Source organism: Pseudomonas sp. 31-12, from assembly GCF_003151075.1.
Lineage (GTDB): Bacteria > Pseudomonadota > Gammaproteobacteria > Pseudomonadales > Pseudomonadaceae > Aquipseudomonas.
This window is the reverse complement of the sequence record NZ_CP029482.1, coordinates 814,859-836,762: the sequence shown is the minus strand read 5'-3', so window position 1 is coordinate 836,762 and position 21,904 is coordinate 814,859. Positions and strand designations below refer to the sequence as shown.

The window sequence follows — 21,904 nt, the reverse complement described above, 5'->3', positions numbered from 1 at the left end:
CTCAACACTCCCAAGGAGTTCATTTGTGAATCGCTACCAACCTCTTAAAGCCAACGCATCCACCACCCCAACTTTCTATATTGACTCGCATGTCGCACCCGACCTGTTATTTGAAGACGCCTGTTTCCGAATACGCGCCGCCACCAGCCTTCTAGAGGCGCTGACATCCGTCACCGTTAAACATACTGTTGATGCAGACTTTTTCCGCCTCATACTTCCAGCCTATTTATTGCTGCAGGACGGAGTTGATGCACTGGATCAAATAACTTTGAAAGGATAGTAAATCATGGCCAAACCAGCGACCTATGAAATGCTCAAAGCGGCAATGATAAAAGCAATTGAAACAGGACTCATACCTCGTCACCCTCATCTTGATGGATATATAAAAAGTTGGGAAAGCCTGGCGCTCGTGATTCAAGCGGCGCTTGAGGCGACACCCGATAACTGATGAGCCTCTTGGACGATTGCTGAAGAAGGCATCGGAATAATCCATCTCGAACGTAAAAAAAACTAGCAATCCCCACCACCGATATGCGCCACTAGCCCCATTCATTGAACAGCTGAAACGTCGCGACCACGGGCCGCGTCAAGCCTGGAGAACCCCGTTATGAGCGAGAGCGTGTTTGGCGATCGCATCGTGCAGAACCTGCTCGACACCGACTTCTACAAACTGACGATGATGCAGGCGGTGCTGCACAACTACCCGAACGTGGAAGTCGAATGGGAGTTTCGTTGCCGCAACAGCGAGGATTTGCGCCCTTATCTGGCAGAAATCCGCTTCCAGATCGAACGCCTGGCGGAGTTGAGTCTGAGTGCCGACCAGTTGAGCTTCATGGAACGCATCAGCTTCATGAAGCCGGATTTCCTGCGTTTTCTCGGGCTGTTCCGCTTCAACCTGCGCTACGTCCACACCGGCATTGAAAACGGCGAACTGTTCATCCGCCTGCGCGGGCCGTGGTTGCATGTGATCCTGTTTGAAGTGCCGCTGCTGTCCATCGTCAGCGAAGTGCGCAACCGCTATCGCTACCGCGAAATCGTTCTGGAACAGGCTCGCGAGCAGCTCTACCGCAAATTCGACTGGTTGACCGCCAACGCCAGCAGCGACGAACTGTCCGAATTGCAGGTAGCCGATTTCGGCACACGCCGTCGCTTCTCGTTCCGCGTGCAGGAAGAAGTGGTGAACGTGCTCAAGCACGATTTCCCCGGGCGTTTCGTCGGCACAAGCAACGTGCATCTGTCACGGGAATTGGACATGAAGCCTTTGGGCACCATGGCCCACGAATGGATCATGGCGCACCAGCAACTCGGTCCACGGCTGATCGACAGCCAGATTGCCGCACTCGATTGCTGGGTGCGCGAATACCGGGGCCTGCTGGGGATCGCCCTCACCGACTGCATCACCATGGATGCCTTCCTCAACGACTTCGACCTGTTCTTTGCCAAGCTCTTCGACGGCCTGCGCCATGACTCCGGGGATCCGGTGATATGGGCAGAAAAGGCGATCGCCCACTATCAAAAGCTGGGCATCGATCCGATGAGCAAAACCCTGACGTTCTCCGACAGCCTGACGCTGCCAAAATCCCTGGAAATATTCCGGGCGTTACGCGGTCGGATCAATGTCAGTTTCGGTATCGGCACCAACCTGACGTGCGATATTCCGGGTGTCGAACCGATGAGCATCGTGCTTAAAATGGCAGCCTGCAACGGCCAGCCCGTGGCAAAGATTTCCGATGAGCCTGGCAAGACTCACTGCAAAGACCCGAATTTCGTCGCCTATTTGCGACATGTTTTCAAAGTACCTGCCGCCCTTTCCAGTCCATCTGGCACCACTAGCAAGGAGTGAATTCATGCAAGCCGTACAGCGTGAGATTGCTGAGCAGCTCAACGTTCAACCGCCGTTCGCCGACCATGCCGCCCTCGAGGCCGAGGTCGCCCGACGGGTCAGCTTCATTCAGGAGTGCCTGGTCAATTCCGGGCTCAAGACCCTGGTGCTCGGCATCAGCGGCGGCGTCGATTCCCTGACCGCCGGCCTGCTGGCCCAACGCGCCATGCGTGAGCTGCGCGAGCAAACCAGCGACAAAAGCTACAAGTTCATCGCCGTGCGCCTGCCATACGAAACCCAGTTCGATGAACACGACGCCCAAGCCTCAGTGGATTTCATCGCCCCGGACGAACGCCACACCGTGAACATCGGCCCGGCAGTGAAATCCCTGGCCAACGAAGTGGCCGCCTTCGAAGGCAAGCACGCGGTCTCGGTGGATTTCGTGCTCGGCAACACCAAGGCGCGGATGCGCATGGTCGCCCAGTACACCATCGCCGGTGCGGCGCAGGGTCTGGTGATCGGTACCGACCACGCGGCGGAAGCGGTGATGGGTTTCTTCACCAAGTTCGGTGATGGCGCCTGCGATCTGGCACCACTGAGTGGCTTGGTGAAAAACCAGGTTCGAGACATCGCCCGCAGTTTCGGCGCGCCGGAATCGCTGGTGGAAAAAATCCCTACGGCCGACCTTGAAGACCTGTCGCCGGGTAAACCGGACGAAGCGTCCCACGGCGTGACCTATGCCGAGATCGACGCATTCCTGCACGGCCAGTCGGTGCGTGAGGAAGCGTTCAAGATCATTTGCGATACGTACAAAAAGACTCATCACAAGCGCGTGATGCCGTTCGCGCCATAAGGACGTCTGCGCCTGTACCGACGCCTTCGCGGGCAAGCCACGCTCCCACAGGTATTGTGGTCGGACCCATTACCGGCAACCGGCACAATACCTGTGGGAGCGTGGCTTGCCCGCGATGAACGATGACTCGGTCAAATGTCAGGCACAAAAAAAGCGTCCCTCGCAGGACGCTTTTTTATGAGCGCGATTTAATTACTTCAGCGTAACCGTACCTTTCATCATCGAGATGTGGCCCGGGAACGAGCAGAAGAAACCGTACTTCTCGTTGGCATCGAGCTTCGACACGTCGAAGGTCACCGAGTCGGTTTCCTTGGCACCGATGATTTTGGTGTGGGCGATGACGCGTGCATCACCTTCTTTCAGGTAGTTCTTGTCGATGCCGGCAGCCAGGCCATCGGTGGCGATCGGCTGCATGTCAGCTTCTTTACTCAGCACCCAGTTATGGCCCATGACGTTTTTCGGCAAGCTGCCGGAGTGAGTCAGCTCGACGGTGAACGTCTTGCAGCTTTTGTCGATTTCGATGGCCTTGGTGTTGAAGGACATCTGATCGGTGGAGTCGACAGTGACCTTGCATTCGGCAGCCATCAGTTGGCTGCTGGCCAGTGTCAGCAGGGATACCGCAACAAGTTTGGCAAACATGGTGAATCTCCAAGGCAGGGTTAACAAAAGTGCGAATGGACAGAAGACTGCCTGAAAACTACGCAAGTTCCTATGACCTGAATCAAAAATTGTATACAACTTTCGGGCTATGACACCTATCGAAACAATCTACCAGCCAGACGTCTGGCCCGGCCCTATCATCAGGGCGTCAACCCTCATCTGGAGCGCCTGTCATGTCCATCAACAGCTTTTTGTGCAGCTTGCTCGCCGCTTATGCCTGTGGCGCCAGCGGCAGCTACGAAGCACCTGAACGCGAAGTTTAGACCTTGGAGCGCCGCGCGCCTGCCTTTACTCTGTGGCCATCCTGACCATGGAGTAAGGCATGTCTTTAACGTCCGTTTGTGTATTTTGCGGTGCCAGCACCGGCACCAACCCGGCTTATCGTGAAGCGGCTGTCGCCCTCGGGCGAGCACTGGCCGAGCGCAAGCTGACCCTGGTCTATGGCGGTGGCGCCGTCGGGCTGATGGGCATCGTCGCCGATGCGGCACTGGCGGCCGGCGGTGAAGTGATCGGGATCATCCCGCAAAGCCTGAAAGACAAGGAAATCGGCCACAGCGGCCTGACTCGCCTGGAAGTGGTCGACGGCATGCATGCGCGCAAGGCGCGGATGGCAGAGCTCAGCGACGCCTTCATCGCGCTGCCCGGAGGCCTGGGCACTCTGGAAGAACTGTTCGAAGTCTGGACCTGGGGCCAGCTCGGTTATCACGGCAAACCGCTCGGATTGCTGGAAGTGAACGGTTTCTACAGCAAATTGACCGGTTTTCTTGATCATATCGTCGGCGAAGGCTTCGTTCGCGAAGCGCACCGTGACATGCTGCAAGTGAGCGAATCGCCGCAAACCCTGCTCGATGCTCTGGACGCCTGGCAGCCGACAGTGGTGCCCAAATGGACAGAGCAAAAACCCAGCTAACGGCTCGGTACCGATACAGGGCAGAATATGCGCCGCTCAACCTCACCTTCGACCCCAGAGGATCGCCCATGGCTAAACCTAATTATTCCTTCGCCAAACGTCAGAGAGACTTGGCCAAGGAGCAGAAGAAAGAGGAAAAGCTTCAGCGCAAGAAAGCTACAGCTGAAGAAGAAGCAGCAGCACTGAACCCGGATGCCGAAGGCGAAGTGGCTACAGACGAAACTGAAGCACCGAAAGATCAGGCGCCCGACGCCTGAGACCCTCAGGGCCCGATGATCTGATCAGGCCCACCGGATCTGTGTCCAGGGTCAGCAGCGATGTTGCTGGCCCTCACAGTCCCCTCTGAAATACCCCATCCCGAACTGACTTTGCACAGCCCCCTGTGGGAGCGAGCCTGCTCGCGATTGCGGTGTGTCTTCAACATTAATATCGACTGACACACCGTAATCGCGAGCAGGCTCGCTCCCACAGGGGATTTTCGTCAATCCAATGGCATCACGGTGACGCGCACCTCGGGATCATGACTGCCGCCCCCCAGAATCACCCCACGCAACGGCGAAACATCGGAGAAATCCCTCCCCCAGGCCAAAGTGATGTGTTCGAGCGCGGGTTGCACATTGTTGGTCGGATCAAAATCCACCCAGCCCAGCGCCGGGCAAAACACTGAAACCCAGGCATGAGACGCATCGGCGCCGATCAGTCGCGGTTGGCCGGGCGGCGGTTGGGTCAGCAGGTAGCCACTGACGTAACGCGCTGCCAGTCCACGTGAACGCACGCAAGCGAGCATCAGGTGAGCGAAATCCTGACAAACTCCGCGCCGCCGCTCCAGCACCTCCACCAGCGGCGTCGCCACTTGGGTTGCTTCGGCGTCGAAGGTGAATTCGCTGAAAATCTTCTCCATCAACGCCTGGACGCCCAGCAACAAAGGCCGCCCTGCGGGGAAACAACTTTCCGAAAAATCGACAAAGTTGCGTTTCAAATGCACGTAGGGCGATTCGAAGCGGTAACGGCAGGCTTCCAGCAACTCGGGTGAAAGTGGCTGACTGCTATAGGTCAGCGCGTTGCGAGTTTCTTCCCATGCGGTGGATTGATTGAAATCCAGCGCTGGCCGGGCCAGCACTTCGACGGTGAGCCGGGCGTTGACCAGCAATTCGTCGTGCGGCCGCTCAAACGCCAACCGGGTGAGCGGATTGCCAAACACATCCAGCTCATCCCGGCGCGAGGTCGGGTCGGGGCTGATCTGCAAGTGCTGCTCGGTACAGCGCTGCCAGGCACAGGCCCGCGGCCACAGGTGCGCGAGTTGCTGGGCCAGGGACACCGGACTGTCGTAGTGATAATGGGTGTCGTGGAGAATCTGGTAATGGGCGCTCATCAGACGGACACCGTGCGCTGGCTGACATCATCGACATGGGCGAAATGGCGCAGGGCCAGACGATCCGACACTTGCCCGCTGGCATCGGCGATCTCTTGCAGCAAATCGGCCAGCCCCTCGATGGCCGCGCGTACGCTGGCTTCGCCGAACAGCGAATTCTCCAGGCAGCCCAGATCGAAACGCGCCAGGCGCTCCACCAATTGCGGCAGACCCGCTTCCCGAGGTGCACCAAAATCATCGTTCAAGCGTTTCAACGTGCGGGTCACCAGTTTCAACTGGAACAGCACCGCATGCGGGTTTTGCTCGTCGAGCAGCAAAAGGTCCAGCACCGGAATCAACTGCGCTACCGCCAGATACCGCGAGCGGTAAGTGATGCTGCTGTTACCCAGTTCCAGCAGCCATTCCAGCCCGGCCTGATCAAAAGCACCGGCACCGCGCAGAAACGCCGCCAGGCTGGCACTGAGAAATTGCAGGCGCTCGATCCGCCGGCCAATCATCAGGAAACGCCAGCCTTCATCCCGGGTCATGTCGTCCAGAGCGAAACCGGACAGCGCCGCCAGTGACATCACCAGACGGTTGAGGAAATCCAGCAACTCGCCGAAATCCGGCTCTTCGGTTTCCAGCTCCATGGCTTCGCGCTGCAATTCCACCAGCGCCTGCCAGTTTTCCCGCGAGAGCTTGCCGCGTACTTGCGAGGCGGCCCACTGCAAGCGCTGCAGGTTGGAACGCAGGCTGAAGGGCCAATCATCGCCAAGTAGCGCCGCCAACAACCGCTCGGGCAACTCGCCTTCATCCGGCAACAGATTGAGGCGCTCGCCCAGATCGACCGCCGCTTCCAGGGCTTGCGGATCATCGCCATCAACGTAGCGCGCCAGCATGATCCGAAGCAGTCGCGCGCTGTCATCACAACGCTCGCAATAGCGGCCAAACCAGAACAGGTTCTCCACCACCCGCGACGGCAGGTACGGATCGCGTCGAACCAAGTCATGCACGCCGATTGTGCGTTGGGTTTTCCATTGCTCGCCGCTGGGCGGACGATCCCCCAACACCCAGGTGTCCTTGCTCGCACCGCCGCGCTGCATCGACACCACTTCGGCGTCTGCTTCAGCGGCAACTCGAGTCAAACCGCCGGGCAGAACTCGATAGCCGTCGCGACTGGCCACCGCATACATCCTCATTCCGATAGCGCGCGGTTGCAGCTGACCGTCCTCGGCCTGCCAGATCGGCGCCTGGGACAATTGCGCCAATTCTTGCGCGACATAGGCGTAAGGCCGTGCCTGCATGCGCTCGGCCAAGGCCTGACGCTGTTTTTCACTCAGATCACGGCCAAACACAGGTGCGAAGCTCTGTGATGGAAAAGCCGGTTTGATCAGCAGTTCCGGCAGTTTCTCCAACGCCTGTGCCAGCACCGGAGCTTCGCCGCACCACCACGTCGCAATGGACGGCAGGATCAGCTCTTCGCCGAACAGGAATTGATTGATCTTCGGCAAGAATCCCAGCAGCCCCGGCGACTCCAGCACACCGCTGCCGAGAGCATTGGCGACTAGCACCCGCCCCTGCCGCACGGCTTCGAGCAAGCCCGGCACGCCAAGGGCGGAATCGGTACGCAGCTCCAGCGGATCGCAGAAGTCATCGTCGAGCCGCCGCATGATCGCGTGGACCCGGCGCAGGCCACTGAGGGTTTTCAGGTAGACCGTGGCATCACGCACCGTGAGGTCGCCGCCTTCCACCAGTGGATAACCGAGCTGGCGCGCCAGATAGAGATGTTCGAAATAGCTTTCGTTGAAACGCCCCGGCGTCAACAGCACGATCAGCGGCGCGTCGTCATCGCTTGGTGCCTGACGGGCAAGGGTTTCCTGCAGCGTGCGGAAGAATCCGGCCAAGTGCTGCACCTTCAGGTCGCGGTACAACTCGGGAAAGGCCCGGGACACGATGGTGCGGTTTTCCAGCGCATAACCGGCACCGGAGGGTGCTTGAGTCCGATCTGCCGTCACCCACCAACGGCCGTCCGGCGTACGCGCCAGATCGACGGCGTACAAATGCAGAAAGGCCCCGTCCGGCGGCGTAATGCCCTGACAGGGCCAGAGGAAATTGTTGTGACCAAACACCAGTTCAGCCGGCAGCAGCCCTTCGGCAATCAAACGTTGCGGGCCATACAGATCAGCCAACACGGCGTTCAACAGCCGCGCCCGCTGAGCTATTCCGGCCGATAACTGTTGCCACTCATCCGCAGCAATCACATGCGGCAGCAAGTCCAGTTCCCACGGCCGATCGGCGCCCTTGGGGTCGGCGTAGACGTTGTAGGTCACGCCGTTTTCCTGGATCTGCCGGGTCAACAGTGCCTGACGCTGCACCAATTGCGCTGGCGTGCTGCGTTGCAATTGGTCGAACAACCGGCGCCAGTGCGGGCGCACCGCGCCGCTGTCGTCGAGCAGTTCGTGATAAGTGCCCGCCGTCAGCGGGTAGCGGTCAAGCAGGTCAGGCATGGAAAGCTCGGCAGACAGCAAAGAACGGTCAGACTAACGCAGGCTCATGACGCCCGGATAGACGAAAAATCCGAGCGTCGCGTACGGTTTAGAAACGTCGTAAATCGAGCGTCATCGGTAGCTCGTCGTTAATTTCCAGGATCGGTACAGGAAGTTTCCCCGGGCTGTGTCCGATGCGGAAGAAACGCGCCATTCGACGGCTTTCGGCCTCATTGGCGTTCACCGGCAGGCTGTCGTAGTTGCGCCCGCCGGGATGGGCGACGTGGTACTGACAGCCTCCCAGCGAGCGCTGCATCCAGGTGTCGAGCAGGTCGAACACCAACGGCGCGTGGACCGGAATGGTCGGTTGCAGGCAGTTCGCCGGTTGCCAGGCACGGAAACGCACGCCAGCGACGAACTCGCCGACTCGCCCAGTCGGCTGCAAGGGCACCGGAACGCCGTTGCACGTCAGCAAATAACGCTGCGGCGCGAGGCCGGTGAGTTTGACCTGCAAGCGTTCCAGCGATGAATCCACGTAGCGCACCGTGCCGCCGACAGCGCCCTCTTCACCCAAAACATGCCAAGGCTCCAGCGCCTGCCGCACTTCCAGCTCGATGCCGCTGACGGCGTAATCGCCGACCTTGGGAAAGCGAAATTCCAGGTGCGCGGCAAACCACTCCGCCCGCACGGGATAACCGGCGGCATTGAGATCGACGATCACATCCGCGAAATCCTGCTCGATAAAGTGTGGCAACAGGAATCGGTCATGCAGCTCAGTGCCCCAGCGCGCCAGTTTCGGCGGCGCATAAGGCTCGCGCCAGAACCGTGCGACCAGTGCCCGCAGCAACAGCTGTTGCGCCAGGCTCATCCGCGCATGCGGTGGCATTTCAAAGGCACGCAACTCGAGCAATCCAAGGCGGCCTGTGGCGCCATCCGGCGAATAGAGCTTGTCGATGCAGAACTCAGAGCGGTGCGTGTTGCCGGTCACGTCGATCAGCAAGTTGCGCAGCAATCGATCGACCAGCCATGGCGCGCACTCCTCGCCCGGCTCGGGCATCTGCGCAAAAGCGATTTCCAGTTCGTACAACGCATCGTTGCGCGCTTCATCGACGCGCGGCGCCTGGGACGTCGGGCCGATGAACAATCCGGAAAACAGGTAGGACAAGGACGGGTGGTTATGCCAGTAACTGATCAGGCTGCGCAGCAGGTCGGGACGGCGCAGGAATGGTGAGTCAGCCGGTGTCGCGCCACCCAGGACGAAATGGTTGCCGCCGCCGGTGCCGGTGTGCCGGCCGTCGATCATGAATTTCTCGGTGGTCAGTCGGGTCTGGCGTGCTTCTTCGTAGAGAAACTCGGTGCGCTCCACCAGCTCATCCCAGGTGGCGGACGGCTGCACGTTGACCTCGATCACGCCCGGATCCGGGGTGATGCGGAAGTTGCTCAGGCGCGGATCGCTCGGCGGCTCGTAACCTTCCAGCAACACCGGGCAATGCAGTTCCTGGGCCGTGGCCTCGATTGCGGTGACCAGTTCCAGATAATCCTCGACCCGTTCCAGCGGCGGCATGAACAGGTACAACCGGCCTTCCCGAGCCTCGGCGCAGAACGCGGTGCGGGTCAGCCAATCGGCGGACTCATCGACCTCCAGGTTCCGCTCGACCGCTTCGGCCGCTGCACCCGGGCTGTTCAACTGCTGAGTGTCCGGAAGCGCGGGGAATTCCTGGTTCGGGTCGTTCGGGTAGATAAACGGATACTCGGCCGCTTTAACCCAAGGCTGCGAAGCCAGCGGCAAGCGATAACCCAGCGGTGAGTCCCCCGGCACCAATCGACAATGTTCATCACGCAGGTACCAGCGGCCGCTTTGCCATTGATCCTCCTTGGCGGTGCGCGCCAGCGGCAGGACCTGGCCGATCACCTTGTCCAGCCCCTGACTGAAGACTTTACGCAGGCGCGCCCGTTCCAGCGGTTCTTCAAGCCGCGAGTCTTCGGCGCTGACGTTCAGCGGCAACGTACCTTCGCGCCAGAGGTAATAGAAATTGTCTTCGTAGGCCGGGAACACAAAGCGTGTCGGAATTTTCAGGCGTTCGGCAACACTCGAGAGAAAACGCCCGGCCAGTTCGCCATCGGCGCCGTAGTCTTCCTGTTCATCGGCAATCAGCGCGCTGTTGTGCCAGATCGGCACGCCATCGCGGCGCCAGTAGCAGTTCAGCGACCAGCGCGGCAGTTGCTCGCCGGGGTACCACTTGCCCTGACCGAAATGCACCAGGCCTTTGGGCGCGTAGTGTTTGCGCATGCGCTGAAACAGTTCGGCGGACAGGCGACGTTTGTCCGGCCCGAGCGCGGCGGTGTTCCATTCGGCGCCGTCCGGGTCATCAATGGACACGAAGGTCGGCTCGCCGCCCATGGTCAGGCGCACGTCGCCTTCCAGCAGGTCGGCATCGATCTGCCGGCCCAGCGCCTGGATCGCCAGCCACTGGTCTTCGGTGTAAGGCTTGGTGACCCGCGGCGCTTCCCAAATCCGCTCCACGGACATTTCGTGGCTGAACTCGCACTCGCACGGTTCCACCAGGCCACTGATCGGTGCCGCTGAGCCCGGATCGGGACTGCACGCCAACGGAATATGTCCTTCACCGGCAAACAGCCCTGACGTCGCGTCCAGGCCAATCCAGCCGGCACCGGGCAAATAGACCTCGCACCAGGCGTGCAGGTCGGTGAAATCCACTTCCGTGCCCGAGGGGCCGTCGAGGCTTTTGACGTCGGCGGTGAGTTGAATCAGGTAGCCGGAGACGAAACGCGCCGCCAGTCCGAGGTTACGCAGCAGTTGCACCAGCAACCATGCCGAGTCGCGGCAGGAACCGGAGGCGTGTTCGAGGGTGTGCTCGGGGGTTTGTACGCCGGGCTCCATACGGATCAGGTAGCCGATGTCTTCGCTCAGGCGCTGATTGAGCGCCACGAGGAAATCCACACTCGGCAGCGGTGTGCGGTCGATGCCATCCAGATAGGCCTTGAACTTCGGCGTCAGGGGCAAGGTTTCCAGGTACGGCGCCAGTTCCTTGCGCTCGTCCGGGGCGTAGGTGAACGGGATCTTTTCGGCGTAGGGCTCGAGGAAAAAGTCGAACGGGTTGAAGACCGCCATCTCCGCGAGCAGATCGACCTCGATCCGCAGCTCATTGGTTTTCTCCGGGAACACCAACCGCGCCAGGTAATTGCCCTGAGGGTCCTGCTGCCAGTTGATGAAATGCTGCTCGGGAGAGACTTTCAGCGCATAGGAGAGTATCCGCGTGCGACTGTGGGCAGCCGGGCGCAGGCGAACGATCTGCGGACCGAGCTCGACGGCGCGGTCGTAGCGGTAATGCGTGACGTGGTGCAATGCGACATGAATCGACACGGCGTGCCTCCTGCGAGCCTTAAGCGTATCGGGAAAGCGCGCAAGACTTATGCCATCCAGCGGCAACGGCGCTTTCTTTGGTTGCTTGAGGCAGTACAGCACCAAAATCGGGCGATGCGGGAAATTGGTTCGAGGGAGTTGCACGCAAATGTTGCGACCGGGGGCCATCGCCCGGAATTTGCTGTCGATGTGCCGGCCTCTTCGCGGGCAAGCCCGCTCCCACAGGGTTCTGCTGCGAACACTGAATTTGGGCACACCACGAAGTACTGTGGGAGCGGGCTTGCTCGCGAAGAGGCCAGTTGCCCCCATACAGCTACTGCCCAGCGCCCTGTTTTTCGTAGCCCAGAAACGCAAAACGCCAACCCGAAGGTTGGCGTTCTGTTCAGTTCAAGCGATGTTTAACGCGGCACAACCGGCTTGCGCGCAGGCTTGGGCCCTTTGCCTTTGGCCGCGTCCTTGCGCTCCTTGGCCGCCTGCTGGTTGCGGGCGAACGCCGCTGCCTTGGCCTGTTCACGCTTGTCCCACGGATTACCGCCATCGCTGGCACGCGGTGGCAGGCCGGTGTGCTGGGTCAGGATCTTGGTGGTCTTTTCCCCTGCAACCTTGTGGCTGCCGGCCGGCGTCGAGTTCTTGCGACGGGCGCTCTGGTAGCTGTCGGTCGCCGGCTGGTGCAGCGGAATCAACTGGTTCTTGCCCGGTCCGATCAGATCGGCGCGGCCCATGCGGGTCAGCGCTTCGCGCAGCATCGGCCAGCCTTTCGGGTCGTGATAACGCAAGAACGCCTTGTGCAGACGACGCTGCTCTTCGCTCTTGACGATGGTCACGGCGTCGCTCTTGTAAGTGACCTTACGCAACGGGTTCTTGCCCGAATGGTACATGGCGGTGGCGGTGGCCATCGGCGACGGGTAGAACGCCTGCACCTGGTCGGCACGGAAGCCGTTGCCCTTGAGCCACAAGGCCAGGTTCATCATGTCTTCATCGGTGGTGCCCGGGTGGGCGGCGATGAAGTACGGAATCAGGTACTGCTCTTTCCCGGCTTCCTTGGAGTACTTCTCGAACATGCGCTTGAACTTGTCATAGCTGCCGATGCCCGGTTTCATCATCTGGTTGAGCGGACCTTCCTCGGTGTGTTCCGGGGCGATCTTCAGGTAACCACCGACGTGGTGGGTGACCAGTTCCTTGACGTATTCCGGCGACTCGACCGCGAGGTCGTAGCGCAGGCCGGAAGCGATCAGGATCTTCTTCACACCCGGCAAGGCACGGGCGCTGCGATAGAGCTGGATCAGCGACGAGTGGTCGGTATTCAAATTCGGGCAGATGCCGGGGAACACGCACGACGGCTTGCGGCACGCGGATTCGATTTCCGGGCTCTTGCAGGCGATGCGGTACATGTTCGCGGTCGGGCCGCCGAGGTCGGAAATGACGCCGGTGAAGCCCGGGACCTTGTCGCGAATCTCTTCGATCTCGCGAATGATCGACTCTTCGGAACGGTTCTGGATGATCCGGCCTTCGTGCTCGGTGATCGAGCAGAACGTGCAGCCACCGAAGCAGCCACGCATGATGTTCACCGAGAAGCGGATCATGTCGTAGGCCGGGATTTTTTCCTTGCCGTACGCCGGGTGCGGAATGCGCGCGTAAGGCATGCCGAACACGTAGTCCATTTCTTCGGTGGTCATCGGAATCGGCGGCGGGTTGAACCAGACGTCGACTTCGCCGTGCTTCTGAACCAGTGCACGGGCGTTGCCCGGGTTGGTTTCCAGGTGCAGCACGCGGTTGGCGTGAGCGTAAAGAACGGCGTCGCCACGGACTTTTTCAACCGACGGCAGACGGATCACAGTCTTGTCGCGGGTCATCTTCGGGCTGGCCAGGATCTGCACGACCTTGGCTTCTTCCGGATCTTCAAGCGGACCCTTTTCCTGCTCGATGGCGCAGGCCTGGGTGTCCTGGGTATTGACGTACGGGTTGATGATCTTGTCGACCTTGCCCGGACGGTCGATGCGCGTGGAATCGACTTCGTACCAGTCTTTCGGCGTATCACGACGGATGAACGCGGTGCCACGCACGTCGGTGATGTCTTCAATCTTGTGACCGTAGGACAGACGCTGGGCGACTTCGACGATCGCGCGCTCGGCGTTGCCGTAGAGCAGGATGTCGGCGCAGGCGTCGATCAGGATCGAGTTGCGCACCCGGTCCTGCCAGTAATCGTAGTGGGCGATGCGGCGCAGGGAAGCTTCGATGCCACCGAGAACGATTGGCACGTGATTGTAGGCTTCCTTGCAGCGCTGGCTGTAAACCAGGCTTGCGCGGTCCGGACGTTTGCCCGCCAGGCCACCGGGGGTGTAGGCGTCATCGGAACGGATTTTCTTGTCGGCGGTGTAGCGATTGATCATCGAATCCATGTTGCCGGCCGCGACGCCGAAGAACAGGTTCGGCTCGCCGAGCTTCATGAAGTCGTCTTTGGACTGCCAGTTTGGCTGGGCAATGATCCCGACGCGGAAGCCTTGGGACTCCAGCAGCCGGCCAATGATTGCCATGCCGAAAGACGGGTGATCAACGTAAGCATCACCGGTGACGATGATGATGTCGCAGGAATCCCAGCCAAGCTGATCCATCTCCTCCCTGCTCATCGGCAGGAATGGCGCCGGACCGAAACATTCGGCCCAGTACTTGGGATAGTCAAATAACGGCTTGGCTGTTTGCATGACGATGACCGGTGTTGAGATGAAAAATCGCGGGCGCGGAATATAGCACAAAAAACAACCAATTCCGACGGTTATGGTCGGAAATTGCGACACCGCCTGTTTGAAAACCTGGAGGAACCATCACCCTTGTGGCGAGGGAGCTTGCTCCCGCTGGGTTGCGAAGCAGCCCCAAAATTTTGTGAGCGCTGCGCACTCAAGCGGGAGCAAGCTCCCTCGCCACAAAAGCTCCCTCGCCACAGGTTTCTTCTGGGTTACTCGTCGTCGAAGTTGTAACTGCCCGGTGCGAGGTTTTCGAAGCGGGTGTACTTACCGATGAACGCCAGTCGCGACGTACCGATCGGGCCGTTCCGCTGCTTGCCGATGATGATCTCGGCGATGCCTTTGTGCTCGGTTTCCGGGTGATACACCTCATCCCGGTACACGAACATGATCACGTCAGCATCCTGCTCGATCGCTCCGGATTCCCGGAGGTCGGAGTTGATCGGGCGTTTGTTCGGTCGTTGCTCCAGGGAGCGGTTGAGCTGGGACAACGCCACCACCGGGCAGTTGAATTCCTTGGCCAGGGCTTTCAAGGAACGGGAGATCTCGGAAATCTCGTTGGTCCGGTTGTCGCCGCCAGAACCCGGGATCTGCATCAATTGCAGGTAGTCGATCATGATCAAAGCGACATCGCCGTGTTCACGCACCAGACGCCGGGTCCGAGCACGCATTTCCGACGGGCTGATACCGGCCGTATCGTCGATGAACAGCTTGCGATCGTTGAGCAGGTTGACCGCCGAGGTCAGGCGCGGCCAATCGTCGTCGTCCAGGCGACCGGCACGGACCTTGGTCTGGTCGATACGGCCAAGGGACGACAACATACGCATGATCAGCGATTCACCTGGCATCTCCAGCGAGTAGACCAGAACGCACTTGTCGCTGCGCAACACGGCGTTTTCCACCAGGTTCATCGCAAAGGTGGTTTTACCCATGGATGGACGGCCGGCGACGATGATCAAGTCAGAGGGCTGCAAGCCGCTGGTCTTCTCGTCGAGGTCGGTGTAGCCGGTGGACAGGCCGGTGATGGCGTTATCGGTGTTGAACAAGGTGTCGATGCGGTCGATGGCCTTGGTCAACAGATCGTTCACGCTCACCGGGCCGCCGGTTTTTGGCCGGGCCTCGGCGATCTGGAAGATCTGCCGTTCGGCTTCGTCGAGAATCTCTTCAGCCGTGCGGCCTTCCGGGTTGAAAGCGCTGTCGGCAATTTCGGTGGCGATGCCGATCAACTGTCGCAAGGTCGCCCGCGCGCGGACGATCTGCGCATACGCCTTGATGTTGGCGACGGACGGGGTGTTTTTCGCCAGCTCACCGAGGTAACCGAGGCCGCCCACTTGCGAGGTCTGACCTTCCTTGTCCAATTGCTCGGCAAGGGTCACGACGTCGATGGGGGAGTTCTGGTCGGCGAGCTTGGCGATCGCACGGAAGATCAAACGGTGGTCATGTCGATAGAAATCGCCGTCGGAGACTTGATCCAGCACGCGTTCCCAGGCGTTGTTGTCCAGCATCAAACCACCGAGCACAGCCTGTTCGGCCTCGATGGAATGCGGCGGCACCTTCAGGGCAGCGGTTTGCAGATCGTATTGCTCGGGAGCGGAGATATCGTTCATGGCCACTTGGTTATTTTATGAAAAGCAGGGGTTTCAGAAAGACAAAGGGCACGACCTGTAAACAGGATCGTGCCCGATGTTACCGGCAAGCACCCGAGGGTGCCAGCCGACAAGTGCTGCTTAAGCTGCTACCACGACAACGCGTACGGTGGCTTCAACTTCGGCGTGCAGGTGCACGGCTACGTCGAATTCGCCTACGTTGCGGATGGTGCCGTTCGGCAGACGAACTTCGCTTTTTGCCACTTCAACGCCAGAGGCGGTCAGTGCATCAGCGATGTCGTGAGTACCGATCGAACCGAACAGCTTGCCTTCGTCACCAGCGGTGGCAGTGATAGTCACTTCCAGCTCAGCCAGTTGGGCGGCACGGCTTTCAGCCGAAGTCTTACGGTCTGCTGCGGCTTTTTCCAGCTCAGCGCGACGCTCTTCGAACGCAGCCAGGTTGGCAGCGGTCGCAGCGGTAGCTTTGCCGTAAGGCAGCAGGTAGTTACGACCGTAACCAGCCTTGACGTTTACTTTGTCACCCAGGTTGCCCAGGTTGGTGACTTTTTCCAGAAGGATCAGTTGCATGTGAAAATCCTCTTAACTTTTAACCTTCACCGTTCGCGCTATCGACGTCTTTCGGCGTCGAACGACCGCGAAAATCAATCAGGCTGTCGACGATGGCCAAGACCACCAGCAACGGATAGATCAGCTGCATGAACAGCAACAGCGTGACGTACAACCCCACCAGCCAGAATCTGCCCAGTCGCTTTTGCGCCACCAGCCCGTGAATCAGGGCCAGCCCGGCGAACACCAGCGGTACGCTGCACAACGGCGTCAACATGGCCATCTGAGGACCGATATTCGGCCCCAGAAGCATGAACGCCAGCAGCAACATCGCTGGTAAAAGCGGGAATCGGATGGCGCGAAACTCGCGACCAAAACCACCCGGGTTGTACAACAACGCCTGCCAGTAGCGCCCGACAATCAGGCTCAGCACACTGACGATTTGCAACAAGGCCGCAATCAGGCCGGTCAGGACCGGTGCAATCAGGGACGCAAAATGCGCTTGCTCGTCTACCGACAACTTCTGGTAGACATCACCGAGTAGCGACGGCATGACTTTTATCAAAGCCTGCGCCAGCATCTCGATTTGGGGAGCAAAAACTGTCCCCAGCACCACTGCAAACACCACCCCCATCGCTATGCTGACCAGCAGCACGCGGTTCCAGGACTCGCTTGCGCGCAAAACCAACGCAAGGCTCGAAGACCCCAGCAGCACCAGAAGTGCCCGTGGGTCATCGGAGTAAAGCCACCAGATCAACGCCGGCAGCAGTCCCAGAGCAAGTACGCCAAGGGCGTCCTTCAATCCGCGCCGCAGGAGCACAAGGCATCCAGCGGCAGCACCCAACCAATACAACAACGGCAATATTGCGCATCCAGCCACTACCAGAGTGGCCTGCATACGGCCGCGCATGATGAACTCAGCTAAGGCGCGCATGCATTCAATCCTTTGCTACGTGTCGACTGCCCGGTCTCAGCGGCCGTGGCTGTCGGTGTAGGCCAGCAGGGCCAGGAAGCGGGCGCGCTTGATAGCGGTGGCCAGCTGACGCTGATAACGAGCTTTGGTACCGGTGATGCGGCTTGGAACGATTTTGCCGGTCTCGGATACGTAGGCTTTCAGAGTGTTGAGATCTTTGTAATCGATCTCTTTCACGTCTTCAGCGGTGAAGCGGCAGAATTTACGACGACGGAAGAAACGTGCCATTTGATAGGCTCCTTAAAAGGTCCGTGGATTACTCGTCAGCGTTATCGCTGTTGTCGCTGTCATCACTATCAGCGCTTTCAGCGCCTTCGTGCTCAGGACGGTCGCGACGCTCACGGCGCTCACTGCGGTTTTCTTCAGCCTTGAGCATCTCGGATTGGCCGGTAACGGCTTCTTCGCGACGGATGACCAGGTTACGGATCACTGCATCGTTGTAGCGGAAGTTGTCTTCCAGCTCGGCCAGGGCCTTGCCAGTGCACTCAACGTTCAGCATCACGTAGTGAGCCTTGTGAACATTGTTGATTGCGTAGGCCAGTTGACGACGGCCCCAATCTTCCAGACGGTGGATTTTGCCGCCGTCTTCTTCGATCAGCTTGGTGTAACGCTCAACCATGCCGCCGACTTGCTCGCTTTGATCCGGGTGGACCAAAAAGATGATTTCGTAATGACGCATGAATGCTCCTTACGGGTTGTAGCCTGCCGCTAAAAAGCGGTCAGACAAGGAGTGAATGACACTTATGGACTTGCTTGCGATAGACACATGCGTGCCTGCCGTCACAGCAAGGGGCGCAATTGTAGAGAAGGGGCGTGAGAGGTGCAAGGCAATTGGTGATTATTTGAACAGTTCGTTCACTCACTATTTTTTGCCCCACCACAAACCACTGTGGGAGCGAGCTTGCTCGCGATGAGGGCGTAACATTCGACATTGATGCTGAATGTTACTCCGCTATCGCGAGCAAGCTCGCTCCCACAGGGATTACAACTGACTCAGGACTTTTTGCCGGTTCCGGCGGCTTTGACGCCGCGCTGGCGCAAGGCTTCAAACAGGCAAACGCCAGTCGCCACGGACACGTTGAGACTGCTGACGCTACCGGCCATCGGCAAGTGCACCAGGTAGTCGCACAGATCACGGGTGAGGCGACGCATGCCACTGCCTTCCGCCCCCATGATCAGGATGGTCGGGCCGGTCATGTCATGCTGATACAGACTCTGCTCAGCCTCGCCCGCCGTACCGACGACCCACAAGCCACGCTGCTTGAGTTTTTCCAGAGTACGCGCCAGGTTGGTCACGGCAACCAACGGAATCACTTCCGCCGCGCCACAAGCAACCTTCCGTACCGTCGGGGTCAAGGTGGCTGACTTGTCCTTCGGCACGATCACTGCCAGCGCGCCCGCCGCATCGGCAGAACGCAGGCAAGCACCGAGGTTGTGCGGATCGGTCACGCCGTCGAGCACCAGCAACAGCGGTGCGCCTTCGGTGCGATCGAGCAGTTCGTCGAGCATCGCCTCGCCCCAGACCTGGCTCGGACTCACGTCCGCCACTACGCCCTGGTGTACGCCCTCAACCCAGGCATCCAGCTCACGGCGCTCGGCGTTGCCGACGGCTACGCGATTTTCCGCAGCCAGTTCGATGAGCGTCTGAACCCGCGGATCGCTGCGGCCTTCAGCCAGCCAGATCTGCTTGACGCGTTTCGGGTGGTGACGCAGCAACGCTTCTACAGCATGCACGCCGTAGATCTTTTCCAACTGACTCATGGCTTGGCCTTAGGTTTACGCGCCCCGCCGCTTTTGGCTGGGGCCGAACCCGCTTTTGGCGGGCCTTTACGGTGTTTGCTTGGCTTGCTGCCGGGAGCCTTGTCAGGCGCCGACCGTCCGGTCTTTCCCCCAGACGCCGCTTTACCGCCGCTTTTCGCTTCAGACAGCAACGCCTGCTTCAATTCACGGCTCTTACGCAGCTCGGCATTTTTCGCCGCCGCATCGCTTGGGCGATAGGCCTCGACAGCCTTTTCCTTGGCAGGACGACGACCGGTTTTCGCCGGAGCGGGTTCTACAGCGGTTTTAGCCGAGGTTTTAGCAGCCGTCGTCTTGGCGGCTGGTTCAGTTTTTTCAGTCCCGCGCTTCTTGCGACCGATCGGCGCGCTGATGGTTTTTTCAGCCATCTCGAAGTCGATCTTGCGTTCGTCGAGGTCCACGCGCATGACGCGCACTTCGACGGTGTCGCCAAGGCGGAAGCTGCGACCGGTGCGCTCACCGGCGAGACGGTGGTGCACAGGATCGAAGTGATAGTAATCGCCCGGCAGCGCGGTGACGTGCACCAAGCCTTCGACGTAGATGTCGGTCAATTCGACGAACAGGCCAAAACCGGTCACGGCGGTGATCACACCCGGGAACGATTCGCCCACGCGGTCTTTCATGAACTCGCACTTGAGCCAGTTCACGACGTCGCGGGTGGCTTCGTCGGCACGGCGTTCGCTCATCGAGCATTGCTCGCCGAGCTGCTCCAGTGCTGCTTCGTCGTACGGATAAATGCGCGCTTTCGGAATGGTCATCGCGCCAGCACGGCGAACGTGCGGGGTGTCCTGTTTCGAATGGATCACGCTGCGGATCGCCCGGTGCGTGAGCAAGTCCGGGTAACGGCGGATCGGCGAGGTGAAGTGGGTATAGGCTTCGTAATTCAGGCCGAAGTGGCCCTGGTTATCGGCGCTGTACACAGCCTGGCTCAACGAACGCAGCATGACGGTCTGGATCAGGTGGAAATCCGGACGATCCTTGATGCTGGCCAGCAACGCCTGGTAATCCTTCGGCGACGGGCCGTCCTTGCCTTTGTGCAGTGACAGGCCGAGCTCGCCGAGGAAGGCGCGCAGTTTTTCCAGACGCTCCGGCGGCGGGCCGTTGTGGACGCGATACAGCGCAGGGATTTCGTGCTTTTTCAGGAATTCGGCGGTGGCCACGTTGGCCGCCAGCATGCATTCCTCGATCAGCTTGTGCGCATCGTTACGAACGGTCGGACGGATTTCGGCAATCTTGCGCTCGGTACCGAAGATGATCCGGGTTTCCTGCGTTTCGAAATCGATCGCGCCACGCACGTGACGAGCGCCGAGCAGCACTTTGTACAGAGCGTAAAGCTGCTTCAGGTGCGGCAGAACATCGTTGTACTCGCCGCGAAGCTGACGCGCCTCGGTGAGTTTCGGCGTTTCCAGCATCGCGCTGACTTTGTTGTAGGTCAGGCGGGCGTGGGAATGAATCACCGCTTCGTAAAAGCAGTAGTCGGTCATCTCGCCGGATTTGGAGATGGTCATCTCGCAAACCATGGCCAGGCGATCGACGTGCGGGTTCAGCGAGCACAGGCCGTTGGACAGTTGCTCAGGCAGCATCGGCACGACGCGCTCGGGGAAGTACACCGAGTTGCCGCGAACCTGGGATTCGTTGTCCAGGGCCGAACCAATCTTCACGTAGCTGGAAACGTCGGCGATCGCCACGTACAACTTCCAGCCGCCGGAGAACAGGCGCAGCTTGCCCGGCTTGGCTTCACAGTAAACAGCGTCATCGAAATCGCGCGCGTCTTCGCCGTCGATGGTCACGAACGGCAGATGACGCAGGTCGATGCGCTTCTCTTTGTCTTTCTCTTCGACTTCAGGCTTGAGCTTGGCGGCTTCTTTCAAGACCGCTTCAGGCCAGACGTGCGGGATATCGTACGCGCGGAGGGCGACATCGATTTCCATGCCCGGCGCCATGTAGTTGCCCACGACTTCGACCACGTCGCCTTGCGGCTGGAAGCGTGGCGTCGGCCAGTGAGTGATCTTCACTTCGACGAATTGACCGATCTGCGCGTTGGCATTACGACCCGGAGTGACCAGCACTTCTTGCTGGATCTTCGGATTGTCTGCTACCACGAAGCCGATACCGCCCTCTTCGAAGTAGCGACCGACGATGGTCTCGTGGGCACGGGACACCACTTCGACGATCATGCCTTCGCGGCGACCGCGACGGTCGAGACCGGAAACACGGGCCAGCGCACGGTCGCCATCGAACACCAGACGCATTTGCGCCGGGCTCATGAACAGGTCGTCGCTGCCGTCGTCCGGGACCAGGAAGCCGAAGCCGTCACGGTGACCGCTGATGCGGCCGAGGATCAGGTCGAGCTTGTCCACCGGCGCATACGTGCCGCGACGCGTGTAAATAAGCTGGGCATCGCGCTCCATGGCGCGCAGGCGGCGACGCAGGGCTTCGATCTGGTCTTCTGTGGTCAGACCAAACTCTTCCACCAACTGCTCGCGGTTAGCAGGCGAACCCCGATCAGCAAGATGCTGAAGGATCAGTTCGCGGCTAGGAATAGGGTTTTCATATTTTTCCGCTTCACGAGCGGCCTCGGGATCGAGGGACTGCCAATCGGCCATTAGAGAGTTTTCACCTTGTCTATATGCGGGTTAGTTTGGCATAGGCGTAATGAAACGGGAAATTTCAGGCTGTGACAGCCTATCTAAAGCCTTATATCGACAGCACAAAGCTGATTTAAATGCCGCCGGTAAAATTTTCCAGGTTTTTTTGATGCCAGGGGTTTACA

18 protein-coding genes are annotated in these 21,904 nt (G+C 59.6%); 6 read left to right on the top strand and 12 right to left on the bottom strand.

Annotated elements, in window-relative coordinates:
- Positions 1–25: 25 nt before the first annotated feature.
- From DJ564_RS03815 to nadE, 4 genes are all read left to right on the top strand, one after another.
- Positions 26–280, top strand: a complete 255-nt coding sequence (locus DJ564_RS03815; protein WP_109627720.1) for a hypothetical protein — start codon at positions 26–28, stop codon at positions 278–280.
- Positions 281–286: 6 nt separating this feature from the next.
- The gene (locus DJ564_RS31925; RefSeq protein WP_162556165.1) at positions 287–448 is read left to right on the top strand and encodes a hypothetical protein; all 162 of its coding nucleotides are present in this window, start codon (positions 287–289) and stop codon (positions 446–448) included.
- Positions 449–607: 159 nt separating this feature from the next.
- Positions 608–1,843, top strand: coding sequence for a nicotinate phosphoribosyltransferase (gene pncB, locus DJ564_RS03810; RefSeq protein WP_109627719.1), 1,236 nt, complete (start codon positions 608–610; stop codon positions 1,841–1,843).
- Between the two features lie 4 nt (positions 1,844–1,847).
- Positions 1,848–2,675 (top strand): ammonia-dependent NAD(+) synthetase, encoded by an 828-nt coding sequence (gene nadE, locus DJ564_RS03805; protein ID WP_109627718.1) that lies wholly within the window; start codon positions 1,848–1,850, stop codon positions 2,673–2,675.
- Between the two features lie 192 nt (positions 2,676–2,867).
- Here the strand turns inward: nadE and azu are convergent, their stop codons facing one another.
- The gene (gene azu / locus DJ564_RS03800; RefSeq protein WP_109627717.1) at positions 2,868–3,314 is read right to left on the bottom strand and encodes an azurin; all 447 of its coding nucleotides are present in this window, start codon (positions 3,312–3,314) and stop codon (positions 2,868–2,870) included.
- A 343-nt stretch (positions 3,315–3,657) separates the two neighbouring features.
- On the opposite strand from azu, the gene DJ564_RS03795 reads away from it, so the two are divergent.
- Both DJ564_RS03795 and DJ564_RS03790 read left to right on the top strand, forming a co-directional pair.
- On the top strand, positions 3,658–4,245 hold the full coding sequence (locus DJ564_RS03795; protein WP_109627716.1) for a TIGR00730 family Rossman fold protein: 588 nt from the start codon (positions 3,658–3,660) through the stop codon (positions 4,243–4,245).
- A 68-nt stretch (positions 4,246–4,313) separates the two neighbouring features.
- The gene (locus DJ564_RS03790; protein ID WP_007947526.1) at positions 4,314–4,502 is read left to right on the top strand and encodes a hypothetical protein; all 189 of its coding nucleotides are present in this window, start codon (positions 4,314–4,316) and stop codon (positions 4,500–4,502) included.
- Positions 4,503–4,726: 224 nt separating this feature from the next.
- Here the strand turns inward: DJ564_RS03790 and DJ564_RS03785 are convergent, their stop codons facing one another.
- The 11 genes from DJ564_RS03785 to rnr all read right to left on the bottom strand — a co-directional run bounded on the left by DJ564_RS03785 (position 4,727) and on the right by rnr (position 21,737).
- Positions 4,727–5,617 carry a transglutaminase family protein gene (locus DJ564_RS03785; RefSeq protein WP_109627715.1) on the bottom strand — a complete coding sequence of 297 codons (891 nt, stop codon included), beginning with the start codon at positions 5,615–5,617 and terminating at the stop codon, positions 4,727–4,729.
- Complete coding sequence (locus DJ564_RS03780) at positions 5,617–8,103, bottom strand: circularly permuted type 2 ATP-grasp protein (protein WP_109627714.1); 2,487 nt, start codon at positions 8,101–8,103, stop codon at positions 5,617–5,619. Before DJ564_RS03780 ends, DJ564_RS03785 begins: the two co-directional genes overlap by 1 nt.
- Before the next feature lie 88 nt (positions 8,104–8,191).
- Positions 8,192–11,467 (bottom strand): DUF2126 domain-containing protein, encoded by a 3,276-nt coding sequence (locus tag DJ564_RS03775; protein ID WP_109627713.1) that lies wholly within the window; start codon positions 11,465–11,467, stop codon positions 8,192–8,194.
- A 398-nt stretch (positions 11,468–11,865) separates the two neighbouring features.
- Entirely contained in the window at positions 11,866–14,169 is a 2,304-nt protein-coding gene (locus DJ564_RS03770) for a YgiQ family radical SAM protein (protein WP_109627712.1), read from the bottom strand.
- A 251-nt stretch (positions 14,170–14,420) separates the two neighbouring features.
- Positions 14,421–15,815 (bottom strand): replicative DNA helicase, encoded by a 1,395-nt coding sequence (gene dnaB, locus DJ564_RS03765; RefSeq protein WP_109627711.1) that lies wholly within the window; start codon positions 15,813–15,815, stop codon positions 14,421–14,423.
- Between the two features lie 120 nt (positions 15,816–15,935).
- Positions 15,936–16,382, bottom strand: a complete 447-nt coding sequence (rplI, locus tag DJ564_RS03760; RefSeq protein ID WP_003197251.1) for a 50S ribosomal protein L9 — start codon at positions 16,380–16,382, stop codon at positions 15,936–15,938.
- A gap of 19 nt (positions 16,383–16,401) precedes the next feature.
- The gene (locus DJ564_RS03755; protein WP_109627710.1) at positions 16,402–17,295 is read right to left on the bottom strand and encodes a hypothetical protein; all 894 of its coding nucleotides are present in this window, start codon (positions 17,293–17,295) and stop codon (positions 16,402–16,404) included.
- Positions 17,296–17,331: 36 nt separating this feature from the next.
- Positions 17,332–17,562 (bottom strand): 30S ribosomal protein S18, encoded by a 231-nt coding sequence (gene rpsR / locus DJ564_RS03750; RefSeq protein WP_002551829.1) that lies wholly within the window; start codon positions 17,560–17,562, stop codon positions 17,332–17,334.
- Positions 17,563–17,590: 28 nt separating this feature from the next.
- Positions 17,591–18,013: a 30S ribosomal protein S6 gene (rpsF, locus tag DJ564_RS03745; RefSeq protein WP_003217491.1), complete on the bottom strand. Its 423-nt coding sequence runs from the start codon at positions 18,011–18,013 to the stop codon at positions 17,591–17,593.
- Between the two features lie 314 nt (positions 18,014–18,327).
- The gene (gene rlmB / locus DJ564_RS03740) at positions 18,328–19,095 is read right to left on the bottom strand and encodes a 23S rRNA (guanosine(2251)-2'-O)-methyltransferase RlmB (RefSeq protein ID WP_109627709.1); all 768 of its coding nucleotides are present in this window, start codon (positions 19,093–19,095) and stop codon (positions 18,328–18,330) included.
- Positions 19,092–21,737, bottom strand: a complete 2,646-nt coding sequence (gene rnr, locus DJ564_RS03735) for a ribonuclease R (RefSeq protein ID WP_109627708.1) — start codon at positions 21,735–21,737, stop codon at positions 19,092–19,094. Before rnr ends, rlmB begins: the two co-directional genes overlap by 4 nt.
- Positions 21,738–21,904: the final 167 nt, after the last annotated feature.

Bases quoted from the DNA above. Each gene is read 5' to 3' on its own strand.
- rpsF (WP_003217491.1), bottom strand. From the start codon at position 18,013: ATGCGTCATTACGAAATCATCTTTTTGGTCCACCCGGATCAAAGCGAG.
- DJ564_RS03785 (WP_109627715.1), bottom strand. From the start codon at position 5,617: ATGAGCGCCCATTACCAGATTCTCCACGACACCCATTATCACTACGAC.
- rnr (WP_109627708.1), bottom strand. From the start codon at position 21,737: ATGGCCGATTGGCAGTCCCTCGATCCCGAGGCCGCTCGTGAAGCGGAA.
- rpsR (WP_002551829.1), bottom strand. From the start codon at position 17,562: ATGGCACGTTTCTTCCGTCGTCGTAAATTCTGCCGCTTCACCGCTGAA.
- DJ564_RS31925 (WP_162556165.1), top strand. From the start codon at position 287: ATGGCCAAACCAGCGACCTATGAAATGCTCAAAGCGGCAATGATAAAA.
- rplI (WP_003197251.1), bottom strand. From the start codon at position 16,382: ATGCAACTGATCCTTCTGGAAAAAGTCACCAACCTGGGCAACCTGGGT.
- rlmB (WP_109627709.1), bottom strand. From the start codon at position 19,095: ATGAGTCAGTTGGAAAAGATCTACGGCGTGCATGCTGTAGAAGCGTTG.
- DJ564_RS03770 (WP_109627712.1), bottom strand. From the start codon at position 14,169: ATGCAAACAGCCAAGCCGTTATTTGACTATCCCAAGTACTGGGCCGAA.
- DJ564_RS03795 (WP_109627716.1), top strand. From the start codon at position 3,658: ATGTCTTTAACGTCCGTTTGTGTATTTTGCGGTGCCAGCACCGGCACC.
- dnaB (WP_109627711.1), bottom strand. From the start codon at position 15,815: ATGAACGATATCTCCGCTCCCGAGCAATACGATCTGCAAACCGCTGCC.
- DJ564_RS03755 (WP_109627710.1), bottom strand. From the start codon at position 17,295: ATGCGCGCCTTAGCTGAGTTCATCATGCGCGGCCGTATGCAGGCCACT.
- DJ564_RS03780 (WP_109627714.1), bottom strand. From the start codon at position 8,103: ATGCCTGACCTGCTTGACCGCTACCCGCTGACGGCGGGCACTTATCAC.
- azu (WP_109627717.1), bottom strand. From the start codon at position 3,314: ATGTTTGCCAAACTTGTTGCGGTATCCCTGCTGACACTGGCCAGCAGC.
- DJ564_RS03790 (WP_007947526.1), top strand. From the start codon at position 4,314: ATGGCTAAACCTAATTATTCCTTCGCCAAACGTCAGAGAGACTTGGCC.
- pncB (WP_109627719.1), top strand. From the start codon at position 608: ATGAGCGAGAGCGTGTTTGGCGATCGCATCGTGCAGAACCTGCTCGAC.
- nadE (WP_109627718.1), top strand. From the start codon at position 1,848: ATGCAAGCCGTACAGCGTGAGATTGCTGAGCAGCTCAACGTTCAACCG.